Origin of the sequence: Priestia sp. TSO9, assembly GCF_021029645.1 — a bacterium.
Taxonomy (GTDB): domain Bacteria; phylum Bacillota; class Bacilli; order Bacillales; family Bacillaceae_H; genus Priestia; species Priestia megaterium_E.
Window position 1 is genome coordinate 866,097 of the sequence record NZ_JAJEKD010000015.1, and the last position, 23,509, is coordinate 889,605.

Below are 23,509 nucleotides of genomic sequence, written 5' to 3' on the forward strand. Positions count from 1 at the left end.
CATTTATTCGTAAATATGGGATATAAAACTCCTCCTTTCACTGTCCTTCTGATTCGCTTTATGGTAGCTAGACTTTGACCAAACAATTTTTATTTAAGCAATAAAAATAAAAAATCGAGGGTAAAACCTTTGCGATTTCACCCTTGATTTTCCGTCTACTATTTCAAACACTCAAGATACTGACCGTTCTCTGTTTATTTACCATGGTATTCATAAGTTTCTTTATTTGATATAAACGGGCTGATTTCACCAAGTGAGAACAAGTGCAGCTCATGCATCGCTCTTGTGCATCCTGTATAAAATAAATTACGCTCGTATTCATCTTGGTAACATTCACTCGACGCATTGTAAATGATGACGGCATCAAATTCAATTCCTTTTGCTAAGTAAGCAGGCAGGACAAGCATGCCTTTTTCAAATGAACTTGTTTCTTTTGTCAGCAGCCTTGCAGACATCGAAGCAGGCAGTGCTTGGAATGCTTCTCGGCTTTCTTCAGCAGTTTTGGCAATCACAGCGATCGTTTTATAGTTTTGTTCCTTCAATTTATTAATTTTGTCTATGATCGCCTCATGTAGGTCTTGGACGTTATCTGCAGCCGTAACGGTTGGCTTCGCACCGTCTCGATTAAACGGCTCGATTAAATGACCGTTTGCTACCATATCCCTTGAAAACTCGACAATTTGACGTGTTGATCGGTAGCTTCTCGTAAGAGTCAGCGTTTCTGCTTCTTTCTCTTCGTACAGTTCGCTTGAAAGAATGGTCGGTGCGTTCAAGGCGTGCGCATAGATCGCTTGATTCAAGTCTCCAAGCAGCGTCATTCTGGCATGCGGAAACAGCTCTTTTAAAAACGCCAACTGAAACGGTGAATAGTCCTGTGCTTCATCAATAAACAAATAGCGAATGACAGGATTGGCTTTGCGCCCTTCAATTTGATCTTTTATATATAAGTAAGGCGTTACGTCTTCATAAGACAGTTTCATGTTCATGACTCTGTGCACCGTGTTTTTAGCAGTGTCTTCCCATCCCTCCACGTAGGAAAAAAGGTGATTTCTTTCAAACAGCTGCATATAGATACGGCGAATGTCGATAAATTTAAGCTGCTTGATGGCCTGCTTAATAAATTTTATTTTCTTAGCTACAACCGCTTTAGCTAAATACGCTTGTTCCCGGTCGAAATCATCAAATGAGCTTTCCGTATAGCCTTCCTTTTTCTGCAGGTGCTGATAGGCCTCCACATAATCTTCTTTTTCTAAAAGCTGAATTTCTTCTTGAACCCAATCTTTTTTACGCTCCAGTTTTTCAAGCTGGTTGATGAGCTTAAGCGCCCACTCGGCTACGAGCTGCATCCTGTTAGGAATGGAAATTCCCGTATCAAGCGAATAGAAATAAGACAGCAAACGCCGAGCAGATAACACGATTTCGCCGCGAAACTTAATATTTTTAAAAATGATGTCTTTAGTAGACAGTTCTTCAATATACGCATCTACCTGCTTTTTAAATTCACGGCTTGCTTTGTAGCGAATTTCCTGCATTTTTTGTTTTTTTGCCGCAGCATCTTTTTCCGTTAGCAAATATTCGATTTGAACGAACAAGTCCTCCACTTCAAACTCGTTTCCTAACCGGCCATCGGCATATTGCTGAAACGTTGTTTGTTTCATATTGTCTTCTCCAAGCTCCGGAAGAACGGTTGAGACGTAGCTGTTAAAAAGCGGATTTGGTGAAAACAGCATCATGTTTTCTGCAGTCAGCTGCTTTCGGTGATGATAGAGAAGATAAGCCACGCGCTGAAGAGCCGCAGACGTTTTACCGCTCCCTGCTACCCCTTGAACGATCAGCACTTTATTTTTTTCATTTCGAATAATTTGGTTTTGTTCTTTTTGAATGGTCGCTACAATACTTTTCATTTGACTGCTTGCATTGTGTCCGAGCACTTCTTGAAGCAGCTCGTCTCGAATGGTAATCCCTGTATCAAACATGCTTTTAATTACGCTATTTTCGATAATAAACTGACGCTTTAGCTTCATCTCGCCTTTAATCGCTTCACCTGGCGTTTCATACTGCGCTTTTCCAGGCGAATAATCATAATACAGACTCGAAATAGGCGCACGCCAATCATAAATTAAAAACTCTTCATCTTTTTGATCCATTAAAGAGCCCACGCCCACATAAATAGCTTCCGCTTCTTTTTCACCATTTTCTATAAAATCAAAACGTCCAAAATAAGGGGATTGCGTTAGTTTTTTTAATGTTTTTAATTGATCATACGCTTGTCTATGGGTAATTTCACGTTCAGCTAAAAGTTCTGCCTGCTGCTTAATACTCGTAAATGTCTCAATCACGTCATCCGGCTCATCCATATTAACCGTGACATCGTCCCAAAACGTGCTTCGCAAATCGACAATTTCGCCCTTTACGTTTCCTACGCTTTGGCCTATTTTTTCAGCTTTTTGGCTGATTTCTTCTACTACCCAATCAACTCGCTGCTGTTCTTCTGTTAAATTTTTGTCTTTCACTTATCCACACCCCTTACACACGTTACCCGATAACAAAACTTGTTACCGGGTAAAAGCGATCGTTGTTTATTTTTTTTCAGAGTCTACATACTTCCCTACTGAATTCGTAAATCCCTGCTATGTAACCATATTATGTCTTAATTTCCACCGTTAGTATACTGAAAAATAATGAACTCCACAACAAAAAGGGCTGAGAAAGTCTCAAGCCCCTTATCTTTATAGGTCATTCCTCTACTTATTAGCTATTACTGTTTCCAAAAAGTTAGCATATGAATGATGGCTGACACCACTTCTACCCCTTGAAACGCCAGTAAACCTGCTGCTGCCGCTGTAAACAATCCGACTACCGCTTCTTTAAAAATGAATGGCATTGATACCAGCTCCTTTGCTTATTTAAAATAAGTAGATTTGTTATCATTCTACTCCTTTTTTCAGAATTTTCAATACCTTTTCATCAACAAAATAAAATAAAAACGCTTTCACTTTATAAAAATAAAGTGAAAGCGTTTTTTAAGCTTCTTTTTCTAATGCGTTCAGTGCAAGTGAATATTCTAATCCTTTTCCTTTTTGCACAACGTGCTGTACTTTGCCCATATTGCACGCTTCTTGCGCACTAACGGTCATGCCGTTTGTTAACTTGAGCTGCACAGGTTCTTCCGCAATTCGTACGTCGCATGCTAAAGCTAACTCATACCCTCCGCCAAACGTAAAGTTTGTAAGAAGCGCAATCGTTTGTTTGGAGCTGCATGAAATACGCTGAAAAATCGCTCGAGCTGTTACTGCATGAATTGGCTGATAAAGCCTTCCTGTTTCTTCACGTAGGAAAGAGGTTGTTCTATGATCTCCGTTCATTTTATAGTACTCTCCCATAAATACAATAGATCCAACCGACGCGTCGTGCTGCAGCTCATTCATCGTTTCTTGCAGCTCATACATAACTTCACTGTTCAAACGATTAAGCATCGACTGATTCATTCGTATAACCGCCACATGATTTCTTTTTTCTACTTTGATAAATCTTTTCATCGTTCCTCCGCCCTTTCCCCTGTTGTTCTTTATGAATAAAGCGCTTTCAAAATATTTCGCTTTTTAATAGAAAAGTTATTTTCATAGTTTCATCATACAACAAACTCATAATTATTTCCATTACTTTTTTAATTTTCCGTCAATAATTCCATAAATCATTTGCATGTTTTTATCGAATAAGACGTGCTATAGTATAAACAGCACAAATGCAGCTGAACTCACTGATAAAAGGAGTAATCACTATGAAATACGACTTAACAAAATGGGAGCCTCACGGCTATTCTTGCCCTGTGGAAGCAGCCGTTGATGTAGTCGGAGGCAAATGGAAAAGCGTCATTTTGTATCAATTATCGAAGGAACGCCGTCGCTTTAACGAACTGCGCAGACTCATTCCCGGCGTAACTCAGCGAATGCTCACGCTGCAGCTTCGCGAACTTGAGCGCGACGGAATTATTCACCGCGAAGTCTATAAACAAGTTCCGCCTAAAGTAGAATATTATTTAACACCCTTTGGAGAAACGCTCATCCCTATTATCGAGCTGATGTTTAAATGGGGATATGATCATACGGATAAAATTGCTGAAGCGAGAATTCAAGCAGAGAAAGAGTAAAAAGCACGCAAAGCGTGCTTTTTTTATACATGTTTACGAATCAATAATTCTTTTAACCCGTACACAAACGTGCTTTCAATCGGCTTTAACTCAAATGACGGGCTCCAGTCCATCTGCGGATAGCGGTCAATCAGCTCAGCGAGCATAATTTTTGCTTCTATTCGAGCAAGCGGTGCTCCTAAGCAAAAGTGAATGCCTCTTCCAAATGCCATGTGCACATTTGGCTTTCGATCGATTTTAAATACATTCGGGTCTTCAAAATACTGAGCGTCTCGATGCGCAGATCCCATCCATGGAACGACGTGTTCACCCGCTTTTAGTTTCTGACCTGCAAGAGTCACATCTTCTTTTACGATTCGGTGAAGAGCCTGAACGGGTGAACGATAGCGAAGAACTTCTTCAATCGCAGAAGGCAAAAGTTCTTTCTCTCGTTTGAGTCGTTCAAAAGAAGCTTTATCTTCCATTAAACAATAAATCGTATTTGAAATTAAATTTGTGGTTGTTTCGTTTCCTGCAATCAGCAGCAAAATAGAAAAACCGACGATTTCTTCATCCGTTAGCTGTTTCCCTTCTTCTTTTGCCTGAAGAAGCACGGAGATAATATCATCTCCTGGACACGTGCGTTTTTCTTCAATGATTCGATAAAAGTAAGTTTCTAGCTCATCATTTGCTTTCATTTTTTCTTGCTGCAATTTTTCGAGCGTTTCACGTTCATTATTAGAAGGACCGGCTACGATAATATCCGACCAATCTTTAAACTGACGCTGATCTTCTATCGGCACGCCTAAAATATCGGCAATTACCATAACCGGAAGCGGATAGGACAGATGCTCGACTATATCAATATCTTCAAGATGCTCCACTTCTTGTAATAATTCAGCTGTAATACGCGCAATTTTAGGCTCCCATGCTTTCATTGCTTTAGGCGTAAAAGCTTTATTAACAAGCGCTCTCATTTCAGCATGCTTGGGCGGATCAATATTAATTAGGCTCGTTCCTAGAGCAGTTTGTCTTTGGTTTTGTGGAGGTCTGCGATCAGAAGAAAAAATATTCTTTTGTTCTAGCACTTCTTTGACCCCGTCATAGTGAAAAACATCCCATACCTGCCTTTCTTCATCCCATTGCACAGGCGCGCTGTTTCTCATCTCTTCATACCATGAAAAGGGATTAAAGCGTTCTTCTTTTGTTTGAATTGTATTCACTTGACGGACAATTCCGTTTTCTCTTTCGGTTTTCATGTTAAAACCTCCCCGTATCGTTCAAATAGAATGACTGTGTAGTCATCTATGACCAAATAGTACCATATATACGAATTTTCTTAAAAATGATAGCTGTATATTTTAGTAAAAATGAATCGATAGAAGGATATTTTTTACAAAAAAGGGTAGGCGCATAGCGCCTACCTTTTTAAGAATAATGTTCTTCTGTTTTTTGTAATCGGTTGTCTAACGCGTACGCGCCGCTTCCTGCTAGAATCATATGAAGCGAAACGACAAAAAGGGCAACCTCGAGCTCATAGCCGCCTGTAAAACCAGCACCGCTTTTCGCTGTAAAAATAGCGCCAATCATCACAATCGCAAACAAGACACCGATTAAACGCGTTTGAAATCCAAGAATCATAGCGGCTCCCCCTACGAATTCAATAACCGCAACCGCATAAGCGAAAAACGCAGGAATGCCCATGCTGTGGAAGAAACCGACCGTATTATCAATACCGCTTTGGAATTTGCCAAGACCATGAATAAAAAACGTTAGCCCTAACATAAGGCGAAGTAAAAACGTTCCAAGCTGATAGCTTTTCATTTCTTTTCCTCCTTTTTTACTTTTGTCTGCACATGTAACAATTTTAGTTACAACTGTGAACAAATTCAAGGGGTTAGAACAGAAAAACAAGATATCAGCAAATTTCTTTATCCCATTTTAAACGTTTTTTTGGAAATAAGGTTATACTCTATGCTCAGTCACGCTGAAGATAAGAGAGAAAAGCAAAAATATGGTCGTGAATAATAAGTTCTGCCGTAGGAGAATGGCTCTTCAATGGCAGGTGCTCAGAATATCGAAACCGATTGAATTTATTTACGTCAACATGGTGAACGGCCTGCACATGCAAATCTTCTATTATCGCTTTTACTTGAGCAAAAGCCGGTATCACAAGAGATTCGGCTCCAATTTTTTGCAGACACTCTCTGCTTATAGCATGAGGAACAGCTGTCATCGAGCTCATTAATAAATCTTTTCTTCCTACCGTCTCATTTAACACGTACTTCCACCCCTGCACAACATGCGTGAGCTTCGCTTCATCTTCACATACGTTTAAAGCTACATCAACGCCGCTCGCTACCGCTGAAGCAAACGGATACAACTCTTGAGCTGAAAGAACAAAATCCCCGTCTATAAAGAGAAGTATATCTCCTGTTGCTGCAAGGGCCCCCGCAGCTCTTCCGCAATCATGCCCTAACCGCTCATCGTAGACGAGGGTTTTGACACCCTGTTCTTTAGCATACGCCTCCGACTGATCAGTAGAACCGTTAATCACGACAATGATTTCTAACGGCTCGAGTTTTCTTGCTTCTGCAATCACTTGTTTGATTGTTTGTTCTTCGTTGCAAACTGGAACAATAACAGACAGCTGTTTGCCTCCGTAAAAAGAAGATAATTTCCCCCAGCCGTGCTCCACAACTGGAATGGGCTGCGCAAGCATATCCACTCGCCTTTTACGATTTGACGCCTGCGTATAGTATGTTTGAAGAAGCTGCTGATAGGAGTGCATTCGTTCTTTGCTGCGCAGCGGGCGATCAAACGGACGAAAGCTTCCTTTCCCCTGTGTTTCAATCGACATAGACATACTTACGCGGTACTGTGTTAAAAATGTCACAAATAATGAAAGAGGAGACAGCTCCCAGTAGTTTTTCAACACACTTAACTGTACACCGTAAGGCGCTTTTAAATAAGCGTTGGCATGATGAGGCTTCCCAATGGCATGATGCAAAACCGTGCTCCACGCCAGCTCGCTGCGGTTAAAAGCATTCATTTTCGTTTTTCCCCATTTGTTTAGCACCACGTCGCTATGTGCAAATAACAGCGGCTGAACAAAACGCTCAAGCTCGGAAGCCGAAAGAATAATATCTCCGTCTACAAATAAGACGGCATCTCCTTTGGCAGTCTTTGCCCCTTCCATTCTCGCTTCATGTGGAGACATACGCTTTTCTATTACTTTTACCGTGCACCCCTCTTCTTTCGCTATCTTCACTGAAGCATCGGTACAGCCATTTGCGACCACAATAATCTCAAGCACATTCACTTTTTTAATTTGCTTGAGCACGTTTTTTAACATTTCTTCCTCATTGTAAACGGGCAGAACGACAGAAAGAGTTTTCATTGATATCCCCCTAAAAAAAGAACCACTGAACAATTCAGCGGCTTCATTCATTTAAAATACCTCTTGTATCCACAACTTTCTTTGCACATTTTACAACTGACCAATCGATTTGACTGTGGTCGGTTAACACAAGTACAACATCGCTTTTTTCAACTTCTTCTTTTGTCAGCGGGACAGAAAAATACGTTTGTTTATTTAATATAGCAGAGTCAATGTAAGGGTCATGATACGTCAGCGCATATCCTTTTGCTAAAAGACCTTCACATACCGTGAGCGCCGGCGATTCACGCATATCATTTACGTCTTTTTTATACGCCATGCCTACAACAAACACGCGTTTCTCATTTGCTGCGAGCTGCTTTTCAACACGTCTAATTACTTTATTTGGCATTTCTTCATTAATATGATGAGCAGCTTCAATAAGTTCGCTTGTTAACCCATTTTGCTTTAGTTTCCATAAAAAATAAAGCGGATCAACGGGTATGCAGTGTCCTCCAATTCCAGGGCCTGGATAATACGGTGTGAACCCAAACGGCTTAGTAGATGCCGCCTGTAAGACCTCATGAAAATCAATCCCTAATTCCTCGCACAGTTCATTTGTTTCATTCACCAACGAAATATTGACAAGGCGCTGAATGTTTTCAAACAGCTTGCACATTTCCGCTACTTTTGGAGAAGAAACAGGTACGACTTGCTGAAAAATACTTTCATAAAACGTCTGCACGTGATAAAGGCAGTCTTTGCTGTAGCCGCTAATCACTTTTGGAATATACTCAATGTCGTATGACTTGTTTGCTGGATCGACTCGCTCTGGAGAGTAAGCTAAATAAAAATCAACTCCCGCCTGCAAATCAGACTCCTTTAAAATAGGTAAAACGACTTCTTCAAGCGTGCCTGGATAGGTAGAGCTTTCATAAATAACGGTTTGTCCTTTTACCATATGTTCTTTCAAAAATGTAGATGCGCTAATAACGGGCCCTAAGTCTGGATTATGATTCTCTGTAATAGGAGTTGGCACGGTTACCACTACATAATCGCATGCTTGAAATGCGGAAATACCTTTTTTTAATTCATATGCTTGAAAGTTTTTCTCGCTTTGAATCGCATCATTACGTACATCTGGAATATAGCTTTTCCCTTGTTTTAGCGCTTCAATTTTCCGGACGTCAATATCAAGTCCAATCACGGTATAGTTTTTCTTAGCAAACAAAAGAGCAAGCGGCAGTCCCACATACCCTAGACCAATAACGGCAACTTTTTTATTCATTCTTCAACACCTCAAACAAAAGATCATGTCTTCGTATGTCCGGAAGAAATTCGCCTCTTTCACTAGTTTGGCTAATATAGTACGCCATGGCCTCTACATAATCTCCTAGAATTCTCTGAGTTGATGCTGCTAGACCTTTGACTTTCATGTGCTCCTTTCGAATACGATTTGTCCGCGCCACGTCAACAAAATGAACGGCCTGAACCGTAAAGCCGTACATGATACTTTTTAATTGAAATAAAGGGGGAATAATAAGAGAATCATAGCCCACTTTCTCCATTACATCTCGTTTAATGGCATGGGGAATAGCCGTCGTTGTATTAATTGTTAAATCAGGACGTTTACAGACAAGGTTCAGAAAATATTTGGCAGTACTTACCGAGTGAATAGGATGCACTTCGTCAAGCAGACACTCTAAATTATTAAGCGCTACATCAATTCCTTGATCAGCAGCTTCTAAATACCGACGTAAATCTTCCGCAGAAATCACAATGTCTCCATCTATGAACAGGCAAATCTCACCGCTGCTGTACATCGCACCGATTGCTCGAGGTACGTTATGCCCAAGCCGCTGCTTGTAATGAAGAACAGTAGCACCCGCTTCAATTGCTCGCTTAACCGTCACTTCGTCTGCTCCGTTAGCAACCACAATGATTTCTTCCACTCCGGCTTTTTGCACTTCTTGGATCACGCTTGCAATCGTTTCTTTTTCTTCACCTACTGGAATAACAGCGCTGTATTTAACGCCTGTTTTCCGTTTCACATTCGGTGTATAAGCCGAAACAACTTCCCGGTTTCGATTGCCGTCTGTTAGTCCGCCTCTTATTCCTTTTTCTTCAATAAGATGAGCTAATGCTTTAATGTGATCTCCAATGATATAGTTAGTGGAAATAGGAAAAGGGGAATTGGTAGGAATGGTTTTATGAGTGTTTCGAATCTTGTTTGTATAAATAACGTCTGAAGAACAAGGTGCAACAATTGACATTCCTTTTAAAAGAGCAATCGTATGAGCTAGGGGCGGATGAGCTAAGTTCTCGTACCCGATTTTAGCTGCTGATGTTTTTTTGATAGCATGAGGAATAGCTGTTAATGCTTGAACAGATAAATCTTCACGCTGCAAGCATAAGTTCAGCATGTATTTCGCAATGGAAACAGGATGAGGACGCACCTTTCGTTTCATAATCCACGTAAGATTATTCAAAGCGATATCATGACCGGTTTCTATAGCTTGCGTATATTTTATCAGCTCTTGATGAGGAACCGCGATATCTCCGTCCAAAAAAAGCAAAATGTCTCCTTTTGCTTTTTTAGCCCCAATGGCTCTTCCGATATTTATGCCAAGAGCTTCCTCATAATAAATGACGCGGCAGCCTGCATCCTCAGCTATTGCCTTAGTTGCATCACTAGATCCATTTACTACGACAATAATCTCAAACGGCTTTATTTTTTGAACTTCTTTAAGCACAGGTAATAATGAATCTTCTTCGTTACAGGCTGGAATAATCACTGATACTTTCAAACTCACTCAACTCCGCTGAAAATTCGAACATACGTGATGGCTACTAGTGGAATGGTTACGTCCGTTGGCTCACCATATGAGCTTGATGTACGTACAACAGCCGCTGCGTCCGTAACAGCAAGCAGTGTTCCATTAATAACGTCAATAGCTGTGATGACTTGCACAAATGAGCCAACATTTTCTCGTAATGTATCTTGAAACATACTTTTCTCTCCTTTCGTTTAAGCGCCTTGAATAGTAACAATGCTTGTAAATGGAAGTAATACCGTTGATGTTGGAGACTCTACTAATTCTAAATAATCATCTCCTACAAATGTTACAACACCTTCTAGTGGACCAGCAGTTGTTTCAATCAAAACTTCTTTTCCGATATACTGCTCGGCAATTTCTTTAAAAGGTGATTCTTGAGATTCTTTAATAATGCTTATTACGTATTCTTTGAACGTGTCGGAATAAATAACGTCTTCTACTGCTTTTTTTGTGTTTTCCTGAATAAATTCAGCAAATCGATTTGAAAACAACAGACGTTTTATCTTTTCTATATAGCGACGGTAACAACAAAAAAACATAAAGTTTGTTCCTCCTTTTTATACTGCTATCCCTTCAAATTACCTATAACCATTGACGTAACCTAAGAGATTACTTTATCAATATATACAAGCTTTATCAGAAAGGTGACAGAACTTTCATTATATTTCCATACAAATACGCACATGACCAGCCCGTTTTGCATATGATTACTTCCTACTTCCTCCTACCTACTGAAACCCAAACAAAAAAAAAGACAAAGCTCCTAAGCTTTGTCTTTTCTTATCTATTAAATGAAGAATCAGTTGGCTGCAATACGCTTTGCTCCTATATAGCGCTCTTTCCAATAGCTTGAATTTTTATCGCTAATTGTAACGCCTTTAGAAGACGATGCGTTAATAAATTTTCCGTCTCCAAGATAAATACCTGCATGAGAAGGGCCTTCTTTGTACGTTTCAAAGAACACAAGATCTCCTATCTGCGGTTCACTTACATTTTCACCTGCTTTATAGATATCTTCAACCGTTCTTGGAATATCAACGCCTACGCTTTCTTTATATACATACTGAAGATATCCGCTGCAGTCAAATCCTGAAGGTGTAGTGCCACCCCATTTGTACGGCGTGCCCATTAAAGATTTTGCTTTGCTGATTACTTTATCCGTATTCACTTCTGATTCGCCTTCTACAACGCCGCCTTTACCTAATGCATTGTATGTATTCTCTCCAACAACTCCATCTGCCTCTAGATTATGTTTCTCTTGAAAAGCCATAACCGCTTTTTTTGTTTCATAATTAAAATAACGCGATACTTCGCCTTTTAAAAATCCTTTATCTTTTAACACCGTTTTAACTTGTTCAACATCATCATTTGTCATCCCTTGTTTTAAAACCGTGTCGCCAAACGCAGCGTGTCCCATTGCCGGACTTGCAAATAATGCTCCTCCTACAAGAAGCGCCGATAGCATTTTTTTCATTTCGTTTCCTCCCCGAATCATGTTTTAAGCACCGTACAACCATACCATCTGCGGATAACAATTCAATTAATAGAAGATAACAATTTGATAACAATCTTCTTAAACAGCCTCAACTCTTGGATGTAAAACGCCGAAATATAAGAAGAAGAGAAAACAACTATTCTAGCAAGTAAAGGTGATAAACATGAATTGGTTTAAACGAAACAAAGCGCACCCCGAAGCAGCGGCTGTCGAATCCGTCACTGTAAAGCTTCATGTATCGGACCCGATGATAAAAAAACAGATTAACATGATTTCCTTAACAGCAGAGGATCTCGAACGGATTGCCAGATTTCAAGTTCACGCGCTGAATGCCATCGAAGAGATCGTGAACGATTTTTACAAAGCTATTGGCGAACAGGCTCATTTGGTTGCGATTATCGAAAAGCACAGCAGCGTCCATGCATTAAAGCAAACGTTAAAACGGCATATTTTAGAAATGTTTGATGGACAAATAGACGATGCTTTTGTGGTAAAACGTCAAAAAATTTCCAAGATGCACGTCAAAATTGGACTTGAGCCAAACTGGTATTTGTGCGCATTTCAAAATTTATTTACTTCGCTTCTTTCAGTATGTGAACGTACGATGGAATCAAAAGAAGAATGTCTGGCTTTTATTGCAAGTATGACAAAGCTTATTAGTCTAGAACAGCAAATTGTGTTAAAAGCCTATGAGCTTGAATATGACGAGCAGCGCGCTGGACTTCAGACTCAAAAAGAGAAAATTCAGCTAGAAATCTCGCGTACATCATCTATCCTTTCTTCGTTATCTGAAGAAACGAAGACGTTTATGAATCAAATGCACAGTCAGTCTTCTGACGTCGTTTCTTATGCAAACAAAAGCTCTGAACTAGCAGAAGTCATTGAGAAAGAATCTGTTACGAGTCAAGCAAAATTAAAAGAAGAACAAAACATGCTTGGAAGCATACAAAAAAATACGTCGCTCATTCAAAACAAAATGAAAACGCTCGAACATACATCACAGCAAATTCATCAAATCGTTTCGATTGTTACTTCTATTGCGGAGCAAACGAATTTATTAGCACTAAACGCTTCAATTGAGTCTGCTCGAGCGGGCGAGCATGGAAAAGGATTTGCAGTGGTGGCACAGGAAGTACGGAAGCTTGCAGAAGAAACGAAGAAATCTATTGCTAATATTTCCACTTTTATCGGAGACATTCAAAAACAAATCGAAAGCGTCTCGGCATTAGGCGGAGAAGTCGCTACATTAACAAAAGATACGGCTGACAATATGAACAACATTACTTCTTTTTTCACGAACGTTCTTAGCATAACAACCGAGAACAAACAGCAAACCGTTCTAACAAAAAAAGAGCTTGAAAAAATAGCCGACGTAATGAAGCAGCTGTCTCTGCGAATTGAAAAGATGGCCCATTCCTCAGAAGAACTTGAACGGTTAACTGAAAAAAGTTGATATACAAAAAAGCCTTCTCAGCTTGCACAAGAAGGCTTTTTTATTTTTTCAAGCTAGCGGGCTCTTGAGAAGAACGTTCGATAAACTGGACAAAATCCTCTCCGTATATACTTCGAATCAGAGCCGTCAGCTCCACAAAGTCAGGCAGCTCTCCGTAAACATCTCGAAGCGGCATCGCTCCTTGAAACAAAGGATTTTCAAGAGGGTTATAATCCTCAAGCGTTCTTAAAAACATCTTTTTTCCTTCTTCTGTGAGCTGTACGTATGTATTCCGCTTATCTTTCTCATTTTTGGAAAGGGTAAGATAGCCTCGCAAGTGCAATTTTTTTGCAAAGTTAAAAGCTGTGGATAAATGCATGACGCCTAGCTTTGAAATGTCGGTCATCGACGCAATTTCCAGCTGATAAGCAATCCCCAAAATGTGATGCTCATTAATGCTCAGATCGTACGGCTTAACCCACTGCTCCCAATCCTTTTCAGTAGACTTCCAAAGAGCTTTGCTTACTTGCATCACAAGCTGATTAAACAGCATGGCATCTTTAATTGTATCTTGATTTAACGTGCGTTTCACCTCTTCACTTCCTCTCTAGAAATGCAACCGTTCACATCATTTTCCCCTAAGACTTTACAAACAAAAAGAATGAAAATATATACAGAATATTATACATGATTGCTTATATATTTCAACTTATTTTGCATAAAAATAAATTTAAACGTTTCTTTATGTAAAAAAACAGGCGTGAACGTTCAGCGTTCACGCCTGTTTTTTAATGAATATACCGTTTACCAACCAGAAGGTTTGAAATAACGTCCGTTGGAATTTCAAACTCAACGTTTCCCATATATCCTGGGGCGACTTTGTATTTATCAAATACAATTCTAAGCTTATGATCTTTCGTAATGTAGAAGCTTTGATTTTCATCAATCTCTTTAAAAGGATCCATATCTTCTTCAGTCAGCCAGTAGATTTTGCCTTCTTCATGTTTCATTTGATCTTTCATTTGCTGTTTAATATTTTCACTAATGACCTTTATATAGCTTTGATCTTTGAACAAACTTGGAAGCGTAACGAGCACTTCGTGTTTTTTATCAATCGTGTCGTACTGATTGACGCTCGACGTTGTTAATCGATTCTTGCACAATATCAAGCGCATCTTCTTGATTCTTTACATAGCTAAAAGCAAGCCGGTAAAAATCCGCTTTATGCTCGGTTACGCACGCTATGAGCACCTGATGTGCATCATGTTTTTTCATCGTCTTTCATACCCTTCTATTTTCTCTTGCTGAAGTACATCTATAAGGTAGACGGAATGAGTAGAAAAATAGTTTGGTTTTTTTTAAAAAAAGTAAAACTAAATGATGGTCTCATGCGTCTATTAGGTAGATATATACAAAAAGGGGAATATTACTACATGAAAACCATGGGCTACAAACGTATTTTGACACTGCTTGGATGCTGTATTTTGCTTCTTGGTACAGCAGGGTATATTGTCAAAGCAAACAGTACAGAGAAAAAAACGGCAAATATTCAAACAGATCAAACCTATCCAAACGTTGAAATTCAGACGCTAGTTAAGGACCTTACCGACGGAGGCTATGCCATTAGCTACCCTTCCTTTGGTAAAAAAGAAATCGATCAATCTATTCAAGCTTACGTAACAGATCAAGTTGCACACTATGAAAAAAAGCTGAAGAAGCAGTCAAAAAAGAAAAAAGCTGAGTTAACGATTACATATAAAATCGTCCATTACAGCAAGCAAACGCTAAGCGTTGTCTTTGATGAATATGAATCTGTAAATGGAGAGAAAGGAACGTCTTCTCTCAAAACCTTTACCTTCGACCTGCCTGTTCAAAAACAAATGACGTTAAAGGATTTATTTAAAGAAGATGCAAACTATTTAGATCGCCTTTCGGCTATTTCATATGCTGAATTAAAAAAACAAATGAAAACAGCTGATTTTGACCCGGACCTTCAAAAAGGCACTCAGGCAGCTAATCAAAATTTCAGTCAGTTTGCGCTGCTTGAAAACAGTATTGTGATCTATTTTAAGCCTTATCAGCTAGGTGCTGAACAAACGAAAACCAAAACAATCGCTATCCAAAAAGATTTATTTAAAGACATGCTGAGCGATGCTTACAAAGACGAAGCAGCAAATAAAAATAAAGTCAAAGAAACGCCTCCAAAACATATCGTTAACGAAATGCCGCGGCAAGGAGCGCCTATTGATCCAACTAAAAAAGTCGTTGCGATGACCTTTGATGATGGGCCTAACCCTTCATCTACCAATTTGATTTTAGATGGATTAAAAGAAGTGAACGGGCACGCTACCTTTTTTGTGTTAGGAAGCCGCGTTCAATATTATCCTGAAACAATCGAACGTATGGTCAAGGAAGGCAACGAAGTCGGAAATCACTCTTGGGATCACCCTCAGCTCACACGTTTGAACGAAGCGCAGGTCAAACACCAAATAGGCGATACCCAAGCGCTCATTAAACAAGTGAGCGGCTATGAACCGCTGCATGTACGCCCTCCCTATGGAGCCGTGAACGCAAATGTAAGACGTTATATCGGAAATGTTGGCGTGACTCTATGGGATATCGATCCCGAAGACTGGAAATATAGAAACGTTCCTCACTCCGTTCAAGCGGTTATGAGCCAAGTCGGAGACGGAAAAGTTATTTTAATGCATGATATTTATCAAACAAGTGCCGAAGCAGCGGTTGAAATTATGAAGCAGCTTCACGCACAAGGGTATCAGCTTGTTACGATTTCACAGCTAGAACAAGTAAAAAAAGAGCGGGAGCAGCTGCATGTGCAGTAGCAGATAGCAGACGAACGCGCTGCAGCCATCCTAATGGCTACAGCGCGTTTGCTTTTTTCATGCGATGTTTAATAAATGCTATACAGAGCAGCGTAAACGGAATCACTACGTGAAAAGGGATAAAAAGCAACACCGGCATAATCGTTAGCCCTTCTTTTAAATGCTCTTGAAAATTACTTGCAATCGTCAAAGAAAAAAATAAAATTACCGTGCCCACAGGATATGTGAGCGCAGAAGGTCGTTTCACCTTAAACAGTGTGGAAAGTCCAACAATCACGGCGTAAAAAAAGACGCTGATTTTAACAAATCCTCCGATGACTAAGGCAATCATAAAAAACACGTCCAGCCGTTCTAAAAAATCAGCTACCCTAATGCTCTCTACCGTACTTAAAAGCGGAAAGACTGACCTGTTAGTCAATCCTATCCCTAATACACTCACATTAATCGCCATTGTAATTGCTAAATTAATGCCGCTTAACACAATGCCGCAAAGGCCTACAAGCTTTACTTTTTTAGGATCTTTTACATATGGAAAAATCATCGTAAACACAACAGCTTCTCCGTACGGAATATACAGAGTCTGAGTAGCCACCGTTTTCAAAACTGGCCAAATCCCATCTTCGAGTATCGGTTTTAAAGAGCTAAAATCAATTAAGCCTGAAACAAAAATAAGCACAAATCCTGCTACAGCCAAGATATACATCAAAATAAACATTAGCTCTCCTGCCCGAGCCACTACTTCAAGTCCTTTGTGCACGGTATAAATAATCAACAGCATCAGCATCGCGTTCACCACAAACAAAGGGCTGTCGGGATAGCCAAATGTCAGCAGCATTTCTCCAAAATCTCGAAGTACGCGAGCGGCAGCATATGAAAAATGAAGCAAATATAAAAAAGCAAGTGCGGATCCCAAGACTTTTCCTAACAGCTTTTGCATGTATTCTGTCGGCAGCATGTTAGGGTAGTACCTATACAGCCGGTAGTAAATGAGGTAAAGCAACAAGCTCCCAAACATACCGAGTAAAATAGCAAGCCAGGCGTCTTGTTTTGCATCCATTGCAAGCGGAATGAGCAATGCGCTTCCATGTTCAAAAAGGACGATTAAAATAAAAAACTGCACAGAGCTAATTTTCACTTTTTCCACTCATTGCTCCCTCCTGTTTACTGTCGTTGTTTTACCGCATCAGACATAAACGACTTGTTTCGCAAACCTGCTCGTCTTACATACGCTTCTACTTTTACATCCATCTCCACTTCAGGAAAATACACATCGCTCCACTCGTGCTGAAGCCTTTTCCACTGCCTCGGATAATTTTCGTGCACGACTTCTCCAAATCCCACAACATCCGTCTGTTTCTTTTGAGCAAAAGCAAACGCTTCTTTTATTTCGTTTTCAATCGCTGCTTCTATTTTTTTTTCAATATCAAGAATCACAAATGGATTTTTAATATCTACAGGTACTTCCATTTCACCAATATCTCCTTCTACCCTAGTTCTTACAATCATCTTTGGTTTGCCGTTCACCATATTTGCACTCACGTTTGTTCGCTGACGGACGACTTGATAAGCAATAGCTTTCTTTTTATCTTTCCATGAAATATTCACATCTGTTCCCTGCACTTTATCCCGCAGCCACATTACGCCTCGCGCTTTTTTTCCATATAAAAATGTAATCAGCCTGCCATCTTTAAACATGCCGAGTCCTTCTGCACGAAGAGTCGATTCAGGAGCAGTTTGCTGCAGATTTTGCAGCGTTTGGGCTTTTTGAGCACTACCTCTTATTCCAAACCCTGACATCAGCGCTTGACTTCCAGGAGATTCGAGGTTTTTCATAACTTCTTGAGCCGATACTTTCATATGTTCTCCCCACTTTTGCTCTGTGAGCTCCAGCGTTTTAAGGACTTTATTAGCTGGAATTTTATCAATTGGCGTAAGAGATTTTACAAAGCTGGAAGCTTTTACGCCGTTTGCAATGACCATATCAGATGTAATTCGAAATTCCGGATCTCGGTCAATGGCATCAATAATAACATCAATGCCTTCGGTTCTCGCAAGACTTTCTCCGATAACAATTAAGTTTGTATGAGCGTAGTACAGTCTTCTTGATACAGTGCTCGATGCTCTTCTGCTTGCTTCCACTAAGTTTGCGCCTTTTGCTCCGTATACAGAAACAGACGGACTTTGTGTACCTCCGCCGCCTCCTTGAAGACCGCCGGCTACGTTGCCTGGATTAATAATTTGCAGCGTGATTTGATACTGACCATCTTTTGTTTTATCAATTCCCATCGCTGCGACAATCGCTAGATCGGTTAATTCCTTACTGCTCCAGCAGCTTGAAAGAAAGCAAATCGTAAACGCCATTACTGTACATAAGAGCCCTTTACGCATCATTTTGATCGCCTTCTTTCACCGTAGTGTTTGCCATTCCTCGGCTTTTAGGAGGCATTGGCCGCTGTCCGTCTCCTTCTCTCGTCATATTTCCACTGCTAATGAGCCTTGGTCTTTGTCTAAGCATCCACCATGGCATGCGAACAATGGTATCACCTGAGTTGCTCGGAATAAATGGAGCAAGAGGCGTCATATATGGAACGCCAAATGAACGAAGACTGCAGAGGTGAACAATCATCATTAAAAAGCACAGAATAATGCCATAAAATCCAAAAGTAGCTGCTGCAATCATAAAAACAAAACGAATGAGCCGTGCAGAAATCGCAATGGCAAAAGAAGGTGTAGCAAAGCTTGCAATTGCCGTCATCGCCACAACAATAACCATCGCTGGAGATACAATCCCCGCTTGAACCGATGCTTGCCCAATCACGAGCGCTCCTACAATTGAAACTGCAGAACCGATCGCCCTTGGAAGTCGAATACCGGCTTCTCGCAAAATTTCAAATGTGACTTCCATAATGAGCGCTTCAACCAAGGAAGGAAAGGGAACATCTTCCCGCTGTGCAGCAATGGCGATGAGCAGCTTTGTGGGAACCATTTCCTGATGAAACGTTGTGATCGCTACATACGTAGCGGGTGCAATTAGTGAAATAAAAAAAATAAGAATGCGTAAAAAACGAATCGATGTTGCAATATCAAAGCGCGAATAATAATCTTCAGGAGACTGAAAAAACTGAATGAAGACAGCCGGTGCAATCAGCACAAATGGCGTTCCGTCTACAAAAATCGCAATACGCCCTTCTAACAAATTTCCTGCAACGATATCGGGACGCTCCGTGTGATACATCGTAGGAAAAGTAGTGTACGTTTGGTCTTCAATAAGCTGCTCCACATAGCCTGATTCTAAGATGCTATCGATATTAATTTGGTTAAGACGCTGCTTCACTTCTTTTACGATTTTGTCATTGGCAATTCCATTAATATACATCATTGAAACATCTGTCTGCGTTACTTTCCCAATTTTCATCGTTTCTACCCATAAGTCGGGCGATTTGATAATTCGCCTAACCATGGGCATGTTTTTAGCAATCGATTCCGTGAACCCTTCCTTCGAACCCCGAACGACAAGCTGTGTAGTCGGCTCTTGAATCGAACGCCACTCTCCGCCTTTCGTACCTGCACTCATTGCATGGTTGTTTCCATCTATTAAAATAAGCGTGTCTCCTGACATCAAGGCTGGAAAAACTTCACTCCACGTATGTAAAATCGCAACGTCTCCAATTCCTACTACATCTTCTTTTAATAACGTAAAGGCGTTTTGAGGCGTTATTGGTTCAGAAAACACGTCATCTTTCATCATGGTGTCTACTAAAAGCTCTTGAATAGACTGATTGTCTACAATCCCGTCTATATAGATAACAGCCGCTTGAATGGATGCCCGTTCCCCGATTTTTATATAGCGGATCACCATATCCGAGCTGTTCCCCGTTCGCTTTTTTATGTTGGCTATATTACCTTCAAGCGACTGCTTCAGCAGTTCTTGTTCCTCCGGTAGCGAACCTTCTGTTTCCTTTTTATTGTCTTTGCTTTTTTTATTTTTAAATAAAGAAGGCACGATTAAAAACACCTTTCTTTTCTTTTTTTTAGCTTTTTCCAAATAAATGCTTTGTATGCAATTTTTAATAGAGCAATCAAAGCGTAAGACAAAAAAAACAACAAAAACTATCGGTAGAATGTTTTTAAGAAAAAAACAAAAACGGAGAGTGAGACGTATGAAAATCGTTTGGATATCAGCTTTGCTGTTAGGATGCTTAATGGGATTTTCGATCAGTGTGGATATGATGCAAGGGTTTAGTTTTTCAATGGCTCTTCAAAATGCCTACAGCCCGTTTCGCGTAATGGAGTTCGCCGAATTATTTGTTCTTTTTTTCCTTTTATTCTGTTTTGCAGCTGAAATATTTTACCGCTCATACAGAGTAAAAAAGGCAAAACAGCGCCAAAGATAAAACTCTGCGAAAAACACATATTTCTCCCTTTTACCACCTATTCTCCTTTTCATTTAAATGTTATAATTTTCATAATTGGAAAAACTTTTACACGCCTTTCTGCATGGAAAGCTGTACGCTTAAACTACAAAATAAACATTGACTTTGAACTAAAAGGTGAAGAAATGATGAAAAAAAAATTAGCCGTTATTAGTACAGCTTGCTTACTTATTCTTGCAAGTGATCCCATCCCTTCTTATGCTACTCCCGATTCCCCGGATTCCTCTTCCGATGTTTTGGACCAGTCAACAGACGTGGATACAACTGAAGATGTAAAAGCTATTTTTGACTCTCTCTATCAAGAAGGCTATTCGCTTGGAGAAGAAGATGGATACGCACAGAAAAAATTTGAACATTTTGATCAAACAACAGGGCTGGACAAATCTTCTGAAGAATTCACGTGGTTTATGATGGGGTATACGGTAGGATATAAAAAAGGTCAGCAGCAAAAAGAGGAAGAGCTTAAGACTGAACAAGAAAATGAAATGGCTGCCGGCGAAGAGGAAGGCTATCAGCAAGGCGTCCTTGATTACAAACATGCTACTATTCAATCAGAAATCGATCCTTTCCCTTCTAAGTCCTCCGACTGGAATAAAGGTTATGTTCAAGGCTACAAAAAAGCTATTTCTTTAATGGACTTATCTGTTAAAGCAAAAAAAGAAGGCTATGACCAAGGTCTTGAAAATGATTCAATGAGTGTTCCGAGCATGTATGATGATGAGGATGTCACACGTCAGGCTTTTACAGAAGGCTTTGAAACCGCTCAAGCCGAAGTGCTGGAGCAGCAAAAAAAGCAGTTTGAAAAGCAAGGCTACGTACAAGGTTATCATGACCTTCCACTCCAAGTACCTGCAGAAGCAGAAGGCGAATTGCAAACAGCCTTTGAGCAAGGATATGAAAAAGGACAGAAACAAAAACAAAAAGACGTAAAAGCAGACGGATACGACTCAGCTTTCACTTATCAGACCTATAGAGCGCCTAAAAGTCTTCAGGACAAGCCTGAGCTAGAAAAATGGTACAAAGCAGGTTTTTATTCGAATAAAGATGTGAAATCTTTACAGCAAAAAGCTTATAAAGACGGCTGGAAACTCGGAAAAGAAATGAGCGTTCCGAAAAAATACAAGCAAAATAAAGCTGCGGTGGCAATGTACAAGAAATATTTTGAACAAGGCCAAAAAAAGCAGGATAAAACAGTGAGTCATATCCTGCTGGGCAGCGGTATTGTTCTTACACTGGTTGCCCTTATCACACTATGGAGGCTCCGCCGACGTAAAAATGAAGACACAACACTAGATAGCTAAAAACGAGTACATAAAAAACCCGGAAAATCGTGCTTTTCCGGGTTTTTTATGTTAAATAATCATTCGTTTATTTTCCGCAAGCTGAACTTCTTGCTCTTGTTTTGACTGATTTTGTTTTCGAATTTTCAAATAATAATAAACATAGCAGCCTATAAAGAAAATACCTCCGCAGTATAACGCCATTCGCTGTTCAGGATCAAATGCAAGACTGATCATAACGATACAGTTCGTAATAAGCGCTACGATAGGAAGAACCGGATAAAGAGGTGTTCTAAATTTCAGATCTTCTACTTTTCCACCTTTAGCCACGTAAGCACGACGAAACGCAAGCAGTGAAGCTGTAATCGCAATCCAGCCAATTTGAGCGCCAAGTCCAGCTAGTGAAATCAGCCATACAAAAACGGTTTTAGCTGCCACTACGCTTGAAAGCAGCGAAAAACATGAAATTACAAGCGTAATTAATAGTGCATTAAACGGAACTCCTCTTTTGTTAACTTTTCCAAGCGCAGGACTTGCCATTCCTTCTCTTGAAAGAGAATAAAGCATACGTGTAGCCGCGTAAAATCCAGAGTTTGCGACTGAAAGAAGAGCAGTTAAAATGATAAAGTTCATAATATCCGCCGCGTAAGGTACACCTACACTGTCTAACACAACAACAAACGGACTTTCTACGACGCCTGCTTTTTCACGAGGAATCATGCTTGCTAGGACAAACACGGATAAGACGAAAAAGAAAAGCGTACGCCAAACCGTTTGCTTAATCGCTTTTGGAATTGTTTTTTCTGGATTTTCACTTTCCCCTGCCGCAATTCCAATCAATTCTGTTCCTTGGAACGAAAAATTCACCGTAATCATTGTAATTAGCAAAGCCGTTACGCCATTTGGAAACAGCCCTTCGGCAAAGAAGTTTGATAGAAGCGGTGCTTCCTGTCCGCTTTTCATATCAATGAGTCCAAACATTGCCGCTCCGCCTACAACAATAAACATAATGATGGCGAAAATTTTAACGCTTGAAAACCAAAATTCTGTTTCACCAAATGCTTTAGCTGAAAGTGCATTTAGTGAAAAAATTAACGCTCCAAAAATGGCGCACCATAACCAAACGGGCGAGTCTGGGAACCATCTTTGCATTAATTGCCCGGCAGCTAAAAACTCAAGTGCCACCGTTACTGCCCATCCTAGCCAGTACAGCCATCCAATCGCAAAACCGGTTGCAGGGCCGATAAATTTAGTGGAGTACGTTTGAAACGATCCTGCAACTGGCATAGCAACGGATAATTCTCCAAGACACAGCATCGTTAGATACATAATGATCCCTCCTACTAAGTAGGAAATCATTGCTCCCATCGGACCTGCTTCATTGATGGTATAACCTGAACCAAGAAAAAAACCGGTACCAATACATCCTCCTAGTGATATCATAAAAAGATGTCTTGTTTTCATCGTTCTTTTTAATTCTCCTGGCTGCCCCTGTGGAATATTCATCCCATTTCCTCCCTTTGCTGCATAAAAATGAAATCGCTTTCATTTTTTTAGGTTTATTTTGTTTTTCTAGCCGCTTACTAGGTAGCTCTTCATGGCTGAAGTCCATTAATGCCGGATGTTTTTCAAATGGCGCCAGCCCCGTAGCGAGGATGGCAGCCGATTAGCCCTGCATGAC

Annotated in this window: 21 protein-coding genes and 2 pseudogenes; 5 read left to right on the forward strand and 18 right to left on the reverse strand. The window is 40.2% G+C overall.

Annotated features, from left to right (window positions below; translation table 11 throughout):
* Positions 1-194: 194 nt before the first annotated feature.
* The 3 genes from helD to LJC66_RS19735 all read right to left on the reverse strand — a co-directional run bounded on the left by helD (position 195) and on the right by LJC66_RS19735 (position 3,539).
* On the reverse strand, positions 195-2,513 hold the full coding sequence (gene helD / locus LJC66_RS19730; RefSeq protein ID WP_230933392.1) for an RNA polymerase recycling motor HelD: 2,319 nt from the start codon (positions 2,511-2,513) through the stop codon (positions 195-197).
* Between the two features lie 245 nt (positions 2,514-2,758).
* On the reverse strand, positions 2,759-2,884 hold the full coding sequence (locus tag LJC66_RS27855) for a hypothetical protein (RefSeq protein ID WP_264467362.1): 126 nt from the start codon (positions 2,882-2,884) through the stop codon (positions 2,759-2,761).
* Between the two features lie 139 nt (positions 2,885-3,023).
* The gene (locus LJC66_RS19735) at positions 3,024-3,539 is read right to left on the reverse strand and encodes an enoyl-CoA hydratase/isomerase family protein (RefSeq protein WP_050689912.1); all 516 of its coding nucleotides are present in this window, start codon (positions 3,537-3,539) and stop codon (positions 3,024-3,026) included.
* Between the two features lie 242 nt (positions 3,540-3,781).
* On the opposite strand from LJC66_RS19735, the gene LJC66_RS19740 reads away from it, so the two are divergent.
* On the forward strand, positions 3,782-4,150 hold the full coding sequence (locus LJC66_RS19740; RefSeq protein ID WP_013084552.1) for a winged helix-turn-helix transcriptional regulator: 369 nt from the start codon (positions 3,782-3,784) through the stop codon (positions 4,148-4,150).
* A gap of 23 nt (positions 4,151-4,173) precedes the next feature.
* Here the strand turns inward: LJC66_RS19740 and LJC66_RS19745 are convergent, their stop codons facing one another.
* The 8 genes from LJC66_RS19745 to LJC66_RS19780 form a co-directional block, all read right to left on the reverse strand.
* Positions 4,174-5,388 (reverse strand): cytochrome P450, encoded by a 1,215-nt coding sequence (locus tag LJC66_RS19745; RefSeq protein ID WP_230933393.1) that lies wholly within the window; start codon positions 5,386-5,388, stop codon positions 4,174-4,176.
* A gap of 169 nt (positions 5,389-5,557) precedes the next feature.
* Entirely contained in the window at positions 5,558-5,953 is a 396-nt protein-coding gene (locus tag LJC66_RS19750) for a DoxX family protein (RefSeq protein ID WP_154992285.1), read from the reverse strand.
* A 154-nt stretch (positions 5,954-6,107) separates the two neighbouring features.
* On the reverse strand, positions 6,108-7,529 hold the full coding sequence (locus LJC66_RS19755; protein WP_230933394.1) for a glycosyltransferase family 2 protein: 1,422 nt from the start codon (positions 7,527-7,529) through the stop codon (positions 6,108-6,110).
* Positions 7,530-7,572: 43 nt separating this feature from the next.
* Positions 7,573-8,796: a nucleotide sugar dehydrogenase gene (locus tag LJC66_RS19760; protein WP_230933395.1), complete on the reverse strand. Its 1,224-nt coding sequence runs from the start codon at positions 8,794-8,796 to the stop codon at positions 7,573-7,575.
* Entirely contained in the window at positions 8,789-10,315 is a 1,527-nt protein-coding gene (locus LJC66_RS19765; protein ID WP_230933396.1) for a glycosyltransferase family 2 protein, read from the reverse strand. Before LJC66_RS19765 ends, LJC66_RS19760 begins: the two co-directional genes overlap by 8 nt.
* Positions 10,316-10,317: 2 nt before the next feature.
* A complete protein-coding gene (locus LJC66_RS19770) occupies positions 10,318-10,518 on the reverse strand; it encodes a hypothetical protein (protein WP_230933397.1) in 201 nt (66 codons plus the stop codon).
* Between the two features lie 18 nt (positions 10,519-10,536).
* Positions 10,537-10,884, reverse strand: a complete 348-nt coding sequence (locus tag LJC66_RS19775; protein WP_230933398.1) for a DUF2642 domain-containing protein — start codon at positions 10,882-10,884, stop codon at positions 10,537-10,539.
* A 260-nt stretch (positions 10,885-11,144) separates the two neighbouring features.
* Positions 11,145-11,819 (reverse strand): C40 family peptidase, encoded by a 675-nt coding sequence (locus LJC66_RS19780; protein WP_230933399.1) that lies wholly within the window; start codon positions 11,817-11,819, stop codon positions 11,145-11,147.
* A gap of 184 nt (positions 11,820-12,003) precedes the next feature.
* On the opposite strand from LJC66_RS19780, the gene LJC66_RS19785 reads away from it, so the two are divergent.
* The gene (locus LJC66_RS19785) at positions 12,004-13,293 is read left to right on the forward strand and encodes a globin-coupled sensor protein (RefSeq protein ID WP_230933400.1); all 1,290 of its coding nucleotides are present in this window, start codon (positions 12,004-12,006) and stop codon (positions 13,291-13,293) included.
* A 40-nt stretch (positions 13,294-13,333) separates the two neighbouring features.
* On the opposite strand, the gene LJC66_RS19790 is transcribed toward LJC66_RS19785, so the two are convergent.
* From LJC66_RS19790 to LJC66_RS19800, 3 genes and pseudogenes are all read right to left on the reverse strand, one after another.
* A complete protein-coding gene (locus LJC66_RS19790) occupies positions 13,334-13,864 on the reverse strand; it encodes an HTH-type transcriptional regulator Hpr (protein WP_230933401.1) in 531 nt (176 codons plus the stop codon).
* A gap of 196 nt (positions 13,865-14,060) precedes the next feature.
* Positions 14,061-14,396, reverse strand: a pseudogene (locus LJC66_RS19795) (RsiV family protein); the annotation flags it as partial.
* 22 nt (positions 14,397-14,418) lie between these two features.
* Positions 14,419-14,547: pseudogene (locus LJC66_RS19800) on the reverse strand (RNA polymerase subunit sigma-70); the annotation flags it as partial.
* Between the two features lie 158 nt (positions 14,548-14,705).
* Between LJC66_RS19800 and LJC66_RS19805 the strand changes: the two are divergent.
* Positions 14,706-16,115, forward strand: a complete 1,410-nt coding sequence (locus tag LJC66_RS19805) for a polysaccharide deacetylase family protein (RefSeq protein WP_230933402.1) — start codon at positions 14,706-14,708, stop codon at positions 16,113-16,115.
* Between the two features lie 37 nt (positions 16,116-16,152).
* Here LJC66_RS19805 and LJC66_RS19810 read toward each other — a convergent pair whose 3' ends face one another.
* From LJC66_RS19810 to LJC66_RS19820, 3 genes are read right to left on the reverse strand one after another with little or no spacing between them, the layout of a single operon-like run.
* Positions 16,153-17,259 (reverse strand): GerAB/ArcD/ProY family transporter, encoded by a 1,107-nt coding sequence (locus LJC66_RS19810; protein ID WP_195696134.1) that lies wholly within the window; start codon positions 17,257-17,259, stop codon positions 16,153-16,155.
* Positions 17,260-17,276: 17 nt separating this feature from the next.
* On the reverse strand, positions 17,277-18,506 hold the full coding sequence (locus LJC66_RS19815; RefSeq protein ID WP_014458677.1) for a Ger(x)C family spore germination protein: 1,230 nt from the start codon (positions 18,504-18,506) through the stop codon (positions 17,277-17,279).
* On the reverse strand, positions 18,496-20,118 hold the full coding sequence (locus LJC66_RS19820; RefSeq protein WP_195696133.1) for a spore germination protein: 1,623 nt from the start codon (positions 20,116-20,118) through the stop codon (positions 18,496-18,498). Before LJC66_RS19820 ends, LJC66_RS19815 begins: the two co-directional genes overlap by 11 nt.
* A gap of 157 nt (positions 20,119-20,275) precedes the next feature.
* On the opposite strand from LJC66_RS19820, the gene LJC66_RS19825 reads away from it, so the two are divergent.
* Positions 20,276-20,509 (forward strand): YczF family membrane protein, encoded by a 234-nt coding sequence (locus tag LJC66_RS19825; RefSeq protein WP_014458674.1) that lies wholly within the window; start codon positions 20,276-20,278, stop codon positions 20,507-20,509.
* Between the two features lie 167 nt (positions 20,510-20,676).
* Complete coding sequence (locus tag LJC66_RS19830) at positions 20,677-21,849, forward strand: hypothetical protein (protein ID WP_230933403.1); 1,173 nt, start codon at positions 20,677-20,679, stop codon at positions 21,847-21,849.
* 51 nt (positions 21,850-21,900) lie between these two features.
* On the opposite strand, the gene LJC66_RS19835 is transcribed toward LJC66_RS19830, so the two are convergent.
* Positions 21,901-23,334, reverse strand: a complete 1,434-nt coding sequence (locus LJC66_RS19835) for an amino acid permease (protein WP_043978423.1) — start codon at positions 23,332-23,334, stop codon at positions 21,901-21,903.
* Between the last annotated feature and the right edge of the window lie 175 nt (positions 23,335-23,509).

Coding starts and splice junctions, on each gene's coding strand:
- LJC66_RS27855 (WP_264467362.1), bottom strand. CDS start 2,884: ATGCCATTCATTTTTAAAGAAGCGGTAGTCGGATTGTTTACAGCGGCA.
- LJC66_RS19735 (WP_050689912.1), bottom strand. CDS start 3,539: ATGAAAAGATTTATCAAAGTAGAAAAAAGAAATCATGTGGCGGTTATA.
- LJC66_RS19740 (WP_013084552.1), top strand. CDS start 3,782: ATGAAATACGACTTAACAAAATGGGAGCCTCACGGCTATTCTTGCCCT.
- LJC66_RS19745 (WP_230933393.1), bottom strand. CDS start 5,388: ATGAAAACCGAAAGAGAAAACGGAATTGTCCGTCAAGTGAATACAATT.
- LJC66_RS19750 (WP_154992285.1), bottom strand. CDS start 5,953: ATGAAAAGCTATCAGCTTGGAACGTTTTTACTTCGCCTTATGTTAGGG.
- LJC66_RS19755 (WP_230933394.1), bottom strand. CDS start 7,529: ATGAAAACTCTTTCTGTCGTTCTGCCCGTTTACAATGAGGAAGAAATG.
- LJC66_RS19760 (WP_230933395.1), bottom strand. CDS start 8,796: ATGAATAAAAAAGTTGCCGTTATTGGTCTAGGGTATGTGGGACTGCCG.
- LJC66_RS19770 (WP_230933397.1), bottom strand. CDS start 10,518: ATGTTTCAAGATACATTACGAGAAAATGTTGGCTCATTTGTGCAAGTC.
- LJC66_RS19775 (WP_230933398.1), bottom strand. CDS start 10,884: ATGTTTTTTTGTTGTTACCGTCGCTATATAGAAAAGATAAAACGTCTG.
- LJC66_RS19780 (WP_230933399.1), bottom strand. CDS start 11,819: ATGAAAAAAATGCTATCGGCGCTTCTTGTAGGAGGAGCATTATTTGCA.
- LJC66_RS19785 (WP_230933400.1), top strand. CDS start 12,004: ATGAATTGGTTTAAACGAAACAAAGCGCACCCCGAAGCAGCGGCTGTC.
- LJC66_RS19805 (WP_230933402.1), top strand. CDS start 14,706: ATGAAAACCATGGGCTACAAACGTATTTTGACACTGCTTGGATGCTGT.
- LJC66_RS19815 (WP_014458677.1), bottom strand. CDS start 18,506: ATGATGCGTAAAGGGCTCTTATGTACAGTAATGGCGTTTACGATTTGC.
- LJC66_RS19825 (WP_014458674.1), top strand. CDS start 20,276: ATGAAAATCGTTTGGATATCAGCTTTGCTGTTAGGATGCTTAATGGGA.
- LJC66_RS19830 (WP_230933403.1), top strand. CDS start 20,677: ATGAAAAAAAAATTAGCCGTTATTAGTACAGCTTGCTTACTTATTCTT.
- LJC66_RS19835 (WP_043978423.1), bottom strand. CDS start 23,334: ATGAATATTCCACAGGGGCAGCCAGGAGAATTAAAAAGAACGATGAAA.